The sequence below is a fragment of the Pseudophaeobacter profundi genome (assembly GCF_029697505.1).
GTDB lineage: Bacteria > Pseudomonadota > Alphaproteobacteria > Rhodobacterales > Rhodobacteraceae > Pseudophaeobacter > Pseudophaeobacter profundi.
This window is the reverse complement of sequence record NZ_JARJEF010000005.1, coordinates 123,501-135,955: the sequence shown is the minus strand read 5'-3', so window position 1 is coordinate 135,955 and position 12,455 is coordinate 123,501. Positions and strand designations below refer to the sequence as shown.

12 protein-coding genes are annotated in these 12,455 nt (G+C 60.5%); 5 read left to right on the top strand and 7 right to left on the bottom strand.

Features of this window, described 5'->3' with window-relative positions; genetic code table 11:
- The first annotated feature begins 82 nt into the window (after positions 1 to 82).
- Positions 83 to 571, top strand: coding sequence for a peroxiredoxin (locus P2081_RS10390; RefSeq protein WP_278922798.1), 489 nt, complete (start codon positions 83 to 85; stop codon positions 569 to 571).
- A gap of 64 nt (positions 572 to 635) precedes the next feature.
- On the opposite strand, the gene P2081_RS10385 is transcribed toward P2081_RS10390, so the two are convergent.
- From P2081_RS10385 to P2081_RS10360, 6 genes are all read right to left on the bottom strand, one after another.
- On the bottom strand, positions 636 to 929 hold the full coding sequence (locus P2081_RS10385) for a 4a-hydroxytetrahydrobiopterin dehydratase (RefSeq protein ID WP_278922797.1): 294 nt from the start codon (positions 927 to 929) through the stop codon (positions 636 to 638).
- Entirely contained in the window at positions 926 to 2,113 is a 1,188-nt protein-coding gene (locus P2081_RS10380; protein WP_278922796.1) for a GNAT family N-acetyltransferase, read from the bottom strand. The genes P2081_RS10385 and P2081_RS10380 overlap by 4 nt, the downstream gene beginning before the upstream one ends.
- Before the next feature lie 45 nt (positions 2,114 to 2,158).
- On the bottom strand, positions 2,159 to 2,932 hold the full coding sequence (locus P2081_RS10375; protein ID WP_278922795.1) for a glycerophosphodiester phosphodiesterase family protein: 774 nt from the start codon (positions 2,930 to 2,932) through the stop codon (positions 2,159 to 2,161).
- On the bottom strand, positions 2,929 to 3,387 hold the full coding sequence (locus tag P2081_RS10370) for a RidA family protein (protein ID WP_278922794.1): 459 nt from the start codon (positions 3,385 to 3,387) through the stop codon (positions 2,929 to 2,931). The genes P2081_RS10375 and P2081_RS10370 overlap by 4 nt, the downstream gene beginning before the upstream one ends.
- Before the next feature lie 98 nt (positions 3,388 to 3,485).
- Positions 3,486 to 4,805 carry an HlyD family type I secretion periplasmic adaptor subunit gene (locus P2081_RS10365; protein WP_278922793.1) on the bottom strand — a complete coding sequence of 440 codons (1,320 nt, stop codon included), beginning with the start codon at positions 4,803 to 4,805 and terminating at the stop codon, positions 3,486 to 3,488.
- Complete coding sequence (locus tag P2081_RS10360) at positions 4,802 to 6,535, bottom strand: type I secretion system permease/ATPase (RefSeq protein WP_278922792.1); 1,734 nt, start codon at positions 6,533 to 6,535, stop codon at positions 4,802 to 4,804. Before P2081_RS10360 ends, P2081_RS10365 begins: the two co-directional genes overlap by 4 nt.
- Positions 6,536 to 6,728: 193 nt before the next feature.
- On the opposite strand from P2081_RS10360, the gene P2081_RS10355 reads away from it, so the two are divergent.
- A complete protein-coding gene (locus P2081_RS10355) occupies positions 6,729 to 7,490 on the top strand; it encodes an MlaA family lipoprotein (RefSeq protein ID WP_278922791.1) in 762 nt (253 codons plus the stop codon).
- 3 nt (positions 7,491 to 7,493) lie between these two features.
- Positions 7,494 to 8,084, top strand: coding sequence for an MlaC/ttg2D family ABC transporter substrate-binding protein (locus P2081_RS10350; protein ID WP_278922905.1), 591 nt, complete (start codon positions 7,494 to 7,496; stop codon positions 8,082 to 8,084).
- 93 nt (positions 8,085 to 8,177) lie between these two features.
- Here P2081_RS10350 and P2081_RS10345 read toward each other — a convergent pair whose 3' ends face one another.
- The gene (locus P2081_RS10345) at positions 8,178 to 10,421 is read right to left on the bottom strand and encodes a transglycosylase domain-containing protein (RefSeq protein WP_278922790.1); all 2,244 of its coding nucleotides are present in this window, start codon (positions 10,419 to 10,421) and stop codon (positions 8,178 to 8,180) included.
- Between the two features lie 298 nt (positions 10,422 to 10,719).
- Between P2081_RS10345 and P2081_RS10340 the strand changes: the two genes are divergently transcribed.
- Both P2081_RS10340 and P2081_RS10335 read left to right on the top strand, forming a co-directional pair.
- Positions 10,720 to 11,058 (top strand): P-II family nitrogen regulator, encoded by a 339-nt coding sequence (locus P2081_RS10340; protein WP_278922789.1) that lies wholly within the window; start codon positions 10,720 to 10,722, stop codon positions 11,056 to 11,058.
- A 23-nt stretch (positions 11,059 to 11,081) separates the two neighbouring features.
- A complete protein-coding gene (locus tag P2081_RS10335) occupies positions 11,082 to 12,404 on the top strand; it encodes an ammonium transporter (RefSeq protein WP_278922788.1) in 1,323 nt (440 codons plus the stop codon).
- The last annotated feature ends 51 nt before the right edge of the window (positions 12,405 to 12,455 follow it).

Here is a 12,455-nt window from a genome sequence, read left to right as displayed (position 1 = left end):
GCAGATATTCTGGTCTCTTGTCGCGGTGACCCTACAGGGGCCAAGAACCAAAACGCAATCACCACAACAGAGGAAAGCCGCAATGATTTCTGCCGGAGAGAAACTGCCCGACGCCACGCTGACCCAGATGGGCGCCGAAGGCCCGGAACAAGTGAAGATCACCGACAAGGTCAAGGGACGGAAAGTTGCAATCTTTGCGGTGCCCGGAGCCTTTACCCCCACCTGCCATTCAGCCCATGTGCCCAGCTTTATTCGCACCAAGGATCAGTTCATGGCCAAGGGCGTGGATGAAATCATCTGCATCTCGGCCAATGATCCCTTTGTGATGCAGGCCTGGGGCGAAGCCACTGGCGCCACCGCTGCAGGGATTACCATGCTGGCCGATGCCGAGAGCAGCTTCACCGATGCCATCGGCATGCGGTTTGATGCGCCCCCTGCCGGGTTGATCGGCCGCTCGCTGCGCTATGCCATGCTGGTTGAAGACGGCGTGGTCAGCGTGCTGAACATGGAAGAAAACCCTGGCCAGTGCGAACTCTCGGCTGGTGAAGGCCTGCTGGACGCAATGGGCTAACCCGGCCTTCTGGCTGCGCGAGGGATGCCACCCCTGCGCAGCCCATGGCATGGGGGACGCCCCTTCAGGCCAGGCTTTCCATCTTGCGCGCCAGTTTGGCATCCTGCGCTGAAATCCCCCCCACATCATGGGTGGTCAGCACCACCACCACCCGGTTGTAGATGTTGCTCCACTCTGGGTGATGGTTCCATTTTTCGGCCCAAAGGGCCGCACGGGTCATCCAGCCAAAGGCCTCGACAAAACTGTCAAATTCAAAGGTCTTGGTGATGGCATCGCGGCCCTCGACCATCTCCCATCCGTTTTGAAACAACGGATCCAGCAAAGGCCCTCGGGTGGCGTCTGATAGTTTTTCGTTCATTCCTGTTCCTCCACATTGGCGCGCCGAAACGGGCCATAGCTGGTCAGCACTTCGATTTCTTCAGCGATGGCATCGCGTTCTGCATCGAGATAGCGACTGACGGCTTCGGCGAAACCGGGATCCCCCAGCCAGTGCAGGCTATGGGTTTCAACCGGAAGATAGCCGCGCGCCAGCTTGTGGTCTCCCTGCGCGCCGGCCTCGACCCGCTGCAACCGCTGCGCGATGGCAAACTCAATCGCTTGATAGTAACACATTTCAAAATGCAGGCAGGGGTGATGTTCCAAACAGCCCCAGTATCGGCCAAAAAGCGCATCACGCCCGATAAAATTCAGCGCCCCGGCAACAAACGCGCCCTCCCGCTCGGCCAGGACCAGATGCATGTCTTCCACCATGGTGTCCTGCAGGATCGAAAAGAAATCCCGCGTCAGATAGGGCGTGCCCCATTTCCGGCTGCCGGTGTCTTGATAAAACGCCCAGAAGGCATCCCAGTGTTCGGGCCGGATCTGATCGCCGGTATAGCTGCGGATGGTGCCACCAAAGCCCTGCGCCTGGGCCCGTTCCTTGCGGATCATCTTGCGCTTGCGCGATGACAGCGCCGCCAGAAACCCGTCAAAATCGGGGTAGCCGTCATTGACCCAGTGAAATTGCTGACTGGTGCGCCGCAGCAGCCCCATTTGCTTACCCGACTCGGCCTCTGCTTCGGTGCAAAAGGTCAGATGCAGCGAGGACAACTGATTGTCGCGCGCCAGCTGCACCGCCCCCTGCACCAGCGCCGACTGGCCGATCCGCTCAAAACCGGGACGCACCAGCAGCCGCCGCCCGGTGGCGGGGGTAAAGGGCACCGCGATCTGCAGCTTGGGGTAGTAGCGCCCGCCAGCCTGCTCATAGGCATGGGCCCAGTTGTGATCAAAGATATATTCGCCCTGGCTGTGGGATTTGGCGTAAAGCGGTGCGCAGGCGATCAGCTGTCCACCACTATAGGCGGTCAGATATTGCGGCTGCCAGCCCGTGCCTGCCCCGACAGAGCCGCTTTGCTCTAGTGCGGCAAGAAACCGATAGGTGGTAAAGGGATCAACAGCACGTTGCCCGCCGACGCTTTCGGGGCAAGCACAGGCATCCCAGGCTTCTGGCGCGATCTGCGACAACGAGGCAAGCACGCGAATTTCAACCGGTTCTTGGTCCATTTGCTCTCCCTGCCCTGCTCTTATTTGGTCAATGTCTTGGGCGGATCAACCCGGCAGCGGCGAAAGATATTGCTCGAAGGTAATATTATCGACCCATTTGCGCGCCTCGGCTTCTGCCTCGGGCGTTTTCAGCGTCCAGGCCAGAACCGGAACCCCGGCGACCCGCAGCGCCTGCACCCGTTCGCGCGACAGATCGCCGACCTCATGGCTGATGAAACAGGCCTGGCTGCTGTCAAAGTCGGGGATCTCGCGCAGGCGATCGCAGACATCCACAGGCAGACCCTCCCAGTCTTTGGGATCATAGGCGCTGGTCACCAGACCACGGGGGATGTCGGGCGCATATTTGGCCAGCGCCGCAACGGCATGCGGATTAAAGGACATCACCGCCACCGGTCCGGCATAACCGGTCAGGGCGCGGGCGGTGGCCGCTTCCAACGCACCGGTGTTGGCACCAAGCTGGCCATCCTGATCCTTGATCTCGATCAGCAAGGGCACCTGCCCCGCAACCAGGTCCAGCACCTCTTGCAGGGTGGGAATGGTTTCGCCATTGCCGCCGCTTAGCGGGATCGCCTCCAGCTCGGCCCGGCTGCGGTCGCGCACCCGGCCCTGGGCTGGTGTCACCCGATCCAGCAGGTCATCGTGAAACACCATCGGGCAGCCATCACTGGCTGCCTGCAGATCAATTTCAATGGCATAGCCCGCCGCCATCGCAGCCCGAATAGCTGCACGGCTGTTTTCCGGGCGGCCATGCCGTAGATCGTGCAGCGCCCGATGCGCGACAGGCAACGTCAGGAACGCGGCAGGCAGCTCTGGTTTCATTTGATCTGGAACACCGCATCAATTTCAACGGCGACACCCATCGGCAACGATGGCGCACTCACCGCGGCGCGCGCATGACGCCCGGCATCGCCTAGCGCTGCCACAAGAAAATCAGAGGCCCCGTTCACAACCTGCGGCTGCTGAGTGAAATCGGCGGTGGAATTGACAAACGCCCCCAGTTTCACAACCTGCACCAGACGGTCGAGATCACCACCACAGGCGGCTTTCAACTGCGCCAGAAGGGAAATGGCACAGCGCTTGGCCGCCAGCTGCCCCGCCGCCACATCCATGTCAGCGCCCAGGGTGCCGGTAATCAGTCCGTTTTCGTCAGAGGAAATCTGCCCCGAGACATAGACCATGTCGCCAGCAACGACATAGGGCACGTAATTGGCCGCCGGAGCCGGCGCCTCTGGCAGGGTAACACCCAGATCTTTCAGTTTCGCTTCGATGTTCATTGCCACGCTCCTTCAACGGCCATGTTTCGCGGCGACGCTAGCGCCGATGGGCGCTGCCGAAAAGGGAAAAAACGCAACAAGCCGCCTTGCGTCTTGCGTCAGTCCTCGCGGAAGGCTTTGACAAAATAATCAGCCAGCGGCTTCACCAGATAGGCCATCGGTGATCGGTCCTGGGTGCGGATGTAGCTTTCTACCGGCATGCCAGGGATCAGGACCGCACCGGCTGGCAGGCGCTGGACCTCACCGGGGTTCAGCTCAATCTCGGCCCGGTAATAGGACACCCCTGTGCCTTCGTCCTCAAAGGCGTCCGCCGAAACCTGCGTCACCGTGCCAAACAGATCCGGCGTATTGCGCTGGTCCAGAGCCGAAAACCGCAGGGTCACATCCTGGCCGACATAGATCTGGTCGATATCGGTGGGCGCCACCTGCGCGGCAATCACCAGTGGCCGGTCCTGCGGCACCAGAAAGAGCACCGGATCCGCCGCCCGAATAACAGAGCGCGGCGTGTGCACCTGCATATCATAGACAACCCCCGAAACAGGCGCGGTGATATCCAGCCGGTCCAGTCGTTCCAGCAGGGTCGCGCGGTTCTCGGCCAGTTCCAGCTCCTGATAGCGCAGGTCACGCAGCTGGGTAATGGCCTCTTCGCGCCGGGCAGAGCCCAGTTTCAGGATCTCGATCTCGGTTTCGGTGATGCGCCCCAAGGCCTGGGCCTCGGTGGCGATGAGTTCCCCCAGACGACCGCTCAGGTCCGCTTGGGTACGGCGCAGGTTGAGCACCGTTCCCGCCTGGGCCAATCCACGTTCCAGCAGGGTCACCTGATTTTTCAACTCTTCAGCGATCAGTTCCAGCTGCAACTCCATCGAGCTCTGCTGCGCTTTGACCCCGGTAATCTGATCTCGCGTCTGCGCACTGCGCTTGCCCAGCTGTTCGATCTCGCGCGCGATGGATTCGCCGCGCGCCACAAACAGGCGGCGCTGGCCCTCGACCAGATCCGCCACCGCCGGGCGCGCCTGCGCCAGCGTCAGCAGCTCTGCGGCAAAACTGATCCCGGCGGCGCCGTCGCGCTCGGCCTCAAGGCGCCCGCGCCGCGCCATCATCTCAAACAATTGGCCCTCGGTGATGGCCAGTTGCGAGCGCAGTTCTTTGGCGTCCAGCCGCAAGAGCATCTCGCCACGCGCGACGCTGTCGCCTTCCTCCACCAGGATTTCAGCAACGATACCGCCATCCAGATGCTGCACCACCTGGCGATTTTGATCGACTTCAATCCGCCCCGAGGCAACAACCGCCCCAGCAATCGAGGACATCACCGCCCAGGTGCCAAAGCCGCCTAGCAGGATCACAAGCCCCCAGACTCCCAGCCAAAGCGGGCGGCGGGCTGACCATTCGGCATCGGTTTGTGCGGCGTCATGGTTCATCGTACCCCCCCCGCACCAGAAGACTGGCGGATGGTCTGATGGTTCGCCACCATATCCTGCAGAACCTTGTCTTTCGGACCAAAGGCGGCCTGGCTGCCCTTGTCGATCACAAGCAGCATGTCACATTCCTGGATCGCCGCCGGACGATGCGCCATGATAAGCACCGACTGCCCCGCCGCCTTCAGAGATTTGATCGCCTGATTCAGCGCGATGGAGCCTTCGTTGTCGAGATTGGAATTCGGTTCATCCAGGATCACAATGACCGGCGCATCATAGAGCGCCCGCGCCAATGCCACCCGCTGCATCTGCCCGCCAGACAATCGCCCACCGCCGGCCGAGATCCGGGTATCATAACCTTCGGGCAGGTTGACGATCATATCATGGGCAGCGGCCTTCTTGGCCGCGGTGACCACCTTTTCAGCATCTGGCGTATCGGCAAGGCGGGCAATGTTCTGGGCAATGGTGCCTTCAAACAGCTGCACCCGCTGCGGCAAATAGCCAAAATGACGCCCCAGCACATCTGGATCATATTGATCCAGCGCCGCGCCATCCAGCCGGATGGTTCCCGCTGCCGGACGCCAGGCCCCGGTTAGCGCCTTGGCCAATGTTGATTTGCCACAGCCAGACGGACCAATGACACCAATCGCCTGCCCCGGTTGCACCCGAAAGCTGATATTGCGCAACTGGGCGCGACTGTCACCGGGGGGGACCACAGCCAGCGCCTGCACCTCTAGATCTGCGCGGGGCCGGGGCAGTTCGGTGCGCGCCGCTTCTACCGGGACTTTGGTCAGCAGCTCGGCCAGCGCATGCCAGCCCTTGATCGCCCGCTGAACCATGGCCCATTGACCAAGACCCAACTCGATCGGGGCCAGCGCCCGCCCCATCAGGACAGAGCCGGCAATCATCGCCCCGGGCGAGACCTCACCCTGCAGCGCCAGATAGGCACCAAGCCCCAGCATCGCCGATTGCAGGAAAAGCCGCAGCGTTTTGGTCAGGGTGGTAAACCCGCCGCCGGTATCATTGGCTGCCAAGGTATCCTTCAGCGCCTCTTTGCGGATCTTTTGCCAGCGCTGAAACGCCGCCCCGCGCATCCCCATGGATTGGATCATCTCTGCTTCGCTGCGGATTTCCTCGGAGGACAGATTGGCCCGGTGCGACGACAGCGCCGCCTGTTGCAGCGGCGCACGACTGAACAGTTGGTTGAGCAAGGCAACCGCGACCAGAACCGCTCCGCCGCCCAGGGCCAACATCCCAAGCCAGGGGTGAAACAGGGCAATCCCCGCCAAAAAGAACGGCGTCCAGGGCAGATCAAAGGCCGCCCCCAGCACCGGCGAGGACATGAAACGCTGGACTGCCTCTAGATCGGTGGTACCTGTCTGGGCAACCGGATCCTGCGCCACCGCCGAGCGGCGCACCATGGCATCAAAGACCCGCCGATCCAGTTGCGCCTGAAACCGCGCACCGATTCGCGCCAGCACCCGGCCACGAACATAATCCAGCAGGCCCATCATTCCGTAAAGAAACAGAACCAACAGCGACAGCGCCACCAAGGTTGCCTCAGAGCCGCTCCCCAGGACCCGGTCATAGACCTGCATCATATAGAGCGGACCGGTAAGCATCAGCAGATTCACAAAAAAGCTGAAAACCCCAACGGCCCAATACAGGCTGCGACTGCGACGACGGCAGGAGATGAGCTCTTCATAGCCCGGCTGGAACGTTTTATTTTCCATCTTGCCTGTGCACTACCTGTTCAATTGCCCTGCGACGCATTAGACCTCTGGGCAACGACGTTTACCCGGAAACCTGTTCCGTATCTGCCACAAACGTACAAACAAATTGCTGTCGAATTGGGAAGCTGGGGGTTTTTCTCTAAATAGACGGCTCGTGCCTTTTTAACTACGCCCCAAGTGGATCTCTACTCGAATGCGAATTTTAATCAAAACGCGTTATGTCTTTGCGCTTGTTGCCCTGGTCTTGTCAACGGCAGGTTGCGCCACCCAAAGCCCTGAAGCAAAAGCCGCAGGAGAGGTCTTTGACCCCTACGAGCGCACCAATAGGTCGGTCCACAGCCTGAACCTTGCGGTTGACCGCTTTGCCTTCCGCCCCGCCTCTAAGGGCTATGTCGCCATCGTACCGCCACCGATGGTCAACAGCTTTTCCTATTTCGCCGAAAACCTGTCGATGCCGGGGCAGGCAGTCAACGCCCTGCTGCAAGGCAACCCAAAGATGGCCGGTCAGGCCCTGGCGCGTTTTGCCATGAACTCCACGATTGGCTTTCTTGGCCTTGCCAACCCCGCCTCTGATTTTGGCATGCCTGAGGTCGATACCGATTTTGGCGAGACACTCGCGGTTTGGGGCATGGGGGAAGGCGCCTATGTCGAACTGCCGTTTTACGGCCCCTCGACCGCGCGGGATGCAACCGGCATTCTGGTCGATTTCTTCACAAACCCCGTAGGCTATGCTCGGAACAATCCCGCCGATAACATCTCGGTCTATGCAGAGATAGTGCGCCGCATGGGCGACCGTGGCACATATTCAGATACTGTGGATTCGATTCTTTACGAAAGCGCTGACAGCTATGCCCAAGCGCGCCTGCTGTACCTGCAAAACCGCCGGTTCCAGCTGGGCGAAACCGCAGAGATCAGTGAGATCGATCCCTTTGAACTAGATACCGAAGGATTTTAAATGATGCATCGCCGTAGTTTTCTGACCGGCCTGACCGCCAGTGCCGCCCTTGTCCCAGCCACCCCGCTCTGGGCGCTGAATGAAGCCGGTGCCAGCAATTTGATCAACAGCCTGGTCACCGACATCAATACAGTCATCGCATCCGGCAAATCCGAAAATGCCATGTTCCGCGATTTTGAGCGCATTTTCAAAAAGTTCAGCGACACTTCCTATATTGCGGCCTATGCGCTTGGGGTGGATGCCCGTCGTGCCTCTTCCGGGCAAAAGCGCGCCTTCTCCAAGGCGTTTCAGGGCTATATCTCGCGCAAATACGGCAAGCGCTTCCGCGAATTCATCGGCGGCAGCCTGGAAGTAAAAGGCGTAAAGCGGGTCAAGAAATGGTACGAAGTCAGCACCATTGCACGGCTGCAGGGCCAGGCCCCGTTTGAGGTGACCTTCCTGGTCTCTGATCGCTCCGGCAAGGAGCTCTTCTTTAACATGTATATCGAAGGAGTGAACCTGCTGCTGACGGAACGTACCGAGATTGGCGCCATTCTGGACAGCAACAAGGGCGATATCGATGCAATGATTGCAGAATTGAAGCGCCAGAGCTAATCGCCCGCGCCCTCTGTGGCCGCATCAGACTGACACTACATAAAAAAGGCTCCCCTCGGGGAGCCTATTGTTTTTCCGGGTCTGCTGCCAGGGCTAGTTGCGGCCAAAGATATCCCGCAGCAGACCATCCACGGCTCGGCCCAGCTCTCGTCCTGGCTGAATCTGGTTTCGCCGCCGCGTCGTTTCAACCGGTGGCGCAATCGGCGCTGGTGCCAGCATCGGCAATGGCGTCGGGGTCAGCCCCTCATGCACCCGCACCATGGTTTCTTGCCAGATCTCCGCCGGCAGGCCACCACCGGTCACGCCGCGCAAGGGGGTATTGTCATCATAGCCCATCCAGACGCCAGCCACATAGTCGGCGGTAAAGCCGATGAACCAGGCATCCCGTGCCGCCTGGGTGGTGCCAGACTTCCCAGCCACCTGCCAACCGGGGATCTGGGCACGGCGACCGGTGCCTTCGGCGATGACCTTTTCCATCATCCAGACAAGTTGTTGCGCAGCCTCGGTGCGGATCACCCGCTCGCCCATGCCGCCACTACGGCCCATCAAGGGAACGTCATCTGTCACCAGGCGCAGCTCTGCGACGCCATAGGGTGTCACCGAAGATCCACCATTGAGAATGCCCGCATAGGCCCCGGTCATTTCCAGCAGGGTGCTTTCCGAGGCCCCAAGCGCCAGCGCCGGGCCTTCGGCCATGTCATTGTCGATCCCAAAATCCGTCGCGACACGGCGCACGCGGTCACGACCGACTGCCTCTGACAGCTTGACCGCCGGAATGTTCAGCGAATCCCGCAACGCCCGCGCCAGGGTCACTTCGCCATAGTATTTTCGGGTATAGTTCTTCGGGCACCATTCGCCCGAGCCGGGCACCGTCATGCAGTATTCTGCATCCAGCAACACATCGAGTGGCGAATAGCCCAGCTCCAACGCGGTGGCATAAACAAAAGGCTTGAAGGCAGATCCGGTCTGCCGCTTCGCCTGGGTCGCCCGGTTGAACACGCCAGACACACGGGTTCTGCGCCCGCCAACCATGGCCCGCACCGCGCCATCTGCGCTCATCACAACAATGGCGGCCTGCGCCTTGGAACCTTCGCGCACCTTGTTTTCAAAGACGTGCTTCATCGCCTGTTCTGCGGCGGTTTGCAGCCGCTGATCGATGGTGGTGCGGATCACCACATCTTCGGTTGTCTGGGCCCCAAAGTAATTGGGCACACTATCCATGATCCAATCGGCAAAATAGCCACCCGCGCGGGCCTCGGCGGCCTCGCTCAGCTCTGCCGGGGCCTGTTGTCCAGACCGGGCCTCGGCGGTGGTCAGGTAGCCCTGTTCCTCCATCAGACGCAGGACCGTTGCGGCGCGATCCTGCGAACGCTGCAGATTATTGGTCGGTGCCAGAGAGGACGGCGCGGTTAGCAACCCAGCCAGCATGGCACCTTCGGCGGCACTCAGCTGGTTGGCAGATTTTCCAAAATAGCGCTGCGCCGCCGCCTCGGCCCCATAGGCACCACCGCCCATATAGGCACGGTTCATATAGATAGAGAGGATCTCATCCTTGCTGTACTTAACTTCCATCGCCAGGGCGTAGACTGCCTCGGTTGCCTTGCGCCACAGCGACCCCTGGCGGCAATCATTCTCATAGGCGGCCTCGCTCTCCCAGTCGTCCGGATCATAGACCCGCCCCAGACAGAGCAGTTTAGCGGTCTGCTGGGTAATGGTAGACCCACCATGCCCCGAGAGCGGCCCGCGCCCTTCGCTGAGGTTGATGCGCACCGCCGAGGCCACACCACGCGGCGAGATCCCAAAGTGGCGGTAAAACCGCTTGTCCTCGGTGGCGACAATAGCGTTCTTTAGATTGGGCGAAACCGTCTGCGCCGTTACCACGCCACCAAATTGATCGCCGCGCCAGGCAAAGACCTCGCCGGTATTGTCCAGCAAAGTGACAGAGCCACGCGCGCGCCCATCCAACAGATCCGCCACAGGCGGCAGCTGCGAGGTCTGGTAGCCCACCGCCAGGGCAACCAGCGTGACGACAACCATCCCAACCCGCCAGGTAAAGCCCCAGACCAGGCGCAGGATCCAGCGAAACGGCGCCAGCAAAGTCCCAATCAGGCCACGGGGTTTCCGACTGCGAACAGCCCTGCGCGGCGCACCTTTTCTGGTGGCTGAACCCGGTTTGGAGCCGGGCTTTGGCCGCGCACGCGGCTTTGGTTTACCAAAAAGCCGCGCCCAAAGCCCGCCGCCAGACTGGCCCGCTGGCCGCCTGGCAGCCCCCTTGGAGCCGTTCTTTGCATAGCGTTTCTCTGCCACCAGTGGCCTACGCCCTGTTCCTTGCGCCATCTCGATAATCCTGCCCGGTTTGCCCGTTTTAACCACTCTACCCGCTTCGCGGCGCATTGTAGAGAGGGGGTTTGCGGGGAATTTGCCTTCGCGAACTGCTCAAATTGCGGGCGAACAGGCAATAATCCGCTCTTTTTTTAGCCGCGATACCAGATGGAGCGATACCACAGCGCCCCTTCGGTTCCCCCAACGCGGCCCCTTGGCTTTTCTGCATTGGCAATGATGCGGGTGCCCGCCTTTTGGCCCTGGATGACACAATCAACCCAGGTGACAGGCGCCCTCCAGAAAGGATGTCGAAATGAAAATGATCATAGCTGCCATCAAACCCTTCAAGCTGGAGGACGTCCGAGAAGCCCTGACAGGCATCGGCGTCTCGGGGTTGATGGTCTCTGAAGTCAAAGGCTTTGGTGCCCAGGCGGGCCATACCGAAATCTATCGCGGTGCCGAGTACGAAGTGAACTTTGTACCCAAGCTGAAGCTGGAAATCGTGGTGCCTGCCAGTATGGCCGATCAGGTGGTCGAAACCATCGCCAGCACTGCCCGAACCGGCAAGATCGGTGACGGCAAGATCTTTGTTCTCGATGTTGCGCAGGCCATGCGGGTGCGTACCGGCGAAACCAATCAAGACGCGCTTTAAGCGCCGCATTTGGAGGACTACTGATGCGTAAACTCTCTCTTTCCTTGTCGGCCCTTGCGCTGACGACACTGCCGGGCCTGGCCCTGGCGGATGAGGCCGCAGCCGCAGCCCCTGCGGATATCACGCCCTATATCTTTACCACGCTGCTGTTCCTGATTGGTGGCTTTATGGTGTTCTGGATGGCAGCTGGTTTTGCCATGCTCGAAGCCGGTCTGGTACGCTCCAAGAACGTCACCATGCAGCTGACCAAGAACATCGCGCTGTTCTCGATTGCCGCCATTATGTACTGGCTGGTTGGTTTTAACCTGATGTACCCCGGCGATGCCTGGTCCATTCCCGGCCTGCTGGGGGCCTTTGCTCCGACCTCGCTGGAACCCGTCGGCCTGGCCGCAGCGGATGCTTCGCTGGACTATGCTTCGGTCGGCTCTGACTTTTTCTTCCAGTTGATGTTCTGCGCGACCACTGCCTCGATCGTTTCGGGCACCCTGGCGGAACGCATCAAGCTCTGGCCCTTCCTGATTTTTGTCGCCGTCCTGACCGGCGTGATCTACCCTATCGAGGCCTCCTGGCAGTGGGGCGGCGGCTTCCTGTCGGAAATGGGCTTCTCTGACTTCGCTGGCTCTACCCTGGTACACGCGGCAGGTGGCTTTGCAGCCCTGGCCGGCGCCCTGATCCTTGGCCCCCGTATTGGTAAATACAAAGGCGGCAAGGTTGTGCCGATGCCGGGTTCCAACCTGGCCCTGGCGACCCTGGGTACCTTTATTCTGTGGCTCGGTTGGTTCGGCTTTAACGGTGGTTCGCAACTGGCGATGGGCACCGTGGGCGATATCACTGATATTTCGCGCATCTTTGCCAACACCAATATGGCGGCTGCGTCCGGTGCGGTCACTGCTCTGATCCTGACCCAGGTGATGTTCAAAAAGCCCGACCTTACCATGACGCTGAACGGCGCGCTGGCCGGTCTGGTTTCCATCACAGCCGGCCCGCTCGACCCAACCCTGTTTGGCGCTCTGTGGATTGGTGCCGTGGGTGGTCTGATCGTGGTCTTTGTTGTGCCACTGCTGGACAAGCTGCAGATCGATGACGTGGTTGGCGCCATTCCGGTGCACCTGGTTGCCGGTCTCTGGGGCACCTTCGCGGTTCCCTTTTATACTGCGGACACTTCGTTCATCACCCAGATCACCGGCTTTGTTGCCATCGGTGCCTTCACCTTCATCGTCTCCGGCATTGTCTGGTTGGTCCTGAAGTCCACCATGGGCATCCGCGTCAGCGAAGAAGATGAGATCAACGGTCTCGACATGGCAGAGCTGGGCATGGAAGCCTACCCCGAGTTCAAGGCAGGCTAAGCCGTCAGGAAATCCTGAAAGATTACAGAAACGCGTCCCTCAGGGGGCGCG

Bases quoted from the DNA above. Each gene is read 5' to 3' on its own strand.
- P2081_RS10390 (WP_278922798.1), top strand. From the start codon at position 83: ATGATTTCTGCCGGAGAGAAACTGCCCGACGCCACGCTGACCCAGATG.
- P2081_RS10335 (WP_278922788.1), top strand. From the start codon at position 11,082: ATGCGTAAACTCTCTCTTTCCTTGTCGGCCCTTGCGCTGACGACACTG.
- P2081_RS10340 (WP_278922789.1), top strand. From the start codon at position 10,720: ATGAAAATGATCATAGCTGCCATCAAACCCTTCAAGCTGGAGGACGTC.
- P2081_RS10345 (WP_278922790.1), bottom strand. From the start codon at position 10,421: ATGGCGCAAGGAACAGGGCGTAGGCCACTGGTGGCAGAGAAACGCTAT.
- P2081_RS10350 (WP_278922905.1), top strand. From the start codon at position 7,494: ATGCATCGCCGTAGTTTTCTGACCGGCCTGACCGCCAGTGCCGCCCTT.
- P2081_RS10355 (WP_278922791.1), top strand. From the start codon at position 6,729: ATGCGAATTTTAATCAAAACGCGTTATGTCTTTGCGCTTGTTGCCCTG.
- P2081_RS10370 (WP_278922794.1), bottom strand. From the start codon at position 3,387: ATGAACATCGAAGCGAAACTGAAAGATCTGGGTGTTACCCTGCCAGAG.
- P2081_RS10360 (WP_278922792.1), bottom strand. From the start codon at position 6,535: ATGGAAAATAAAACGTTCCAGCCGGGCTATGAAGAGCTCATCTCCTGC.
- P2081_RS10385 (WP_278922797.1), bottom strand. From the start codon at position 929: ATGAACGAAAAACTATCAGACGCCACCCGAGGGCCTTTGCTGGATCCG.
- P2081_RS10375 (WP_278922795.1), bottom strand. From the start codon at position 2,932: ATGAAACCAGAGCTGCCTGCCGCGTTCCTGACGTTGCCTGTCGCGCAT.
- P2081_RS10380 (WP_278922796.1), bottom strand. From the start codon at position 2,113: ATGGACCAAGAACCGGTTGAAATTCGCGTGCTTGCCTCGTTGTCGCAG.
- P2081_RS10365 (WP_278922793.1), bottom strand. From the start codon at position 4,805: ATGAACCATGACGCCGCACAAACCGATGCCGAATGGTCAGCCCGCCGC.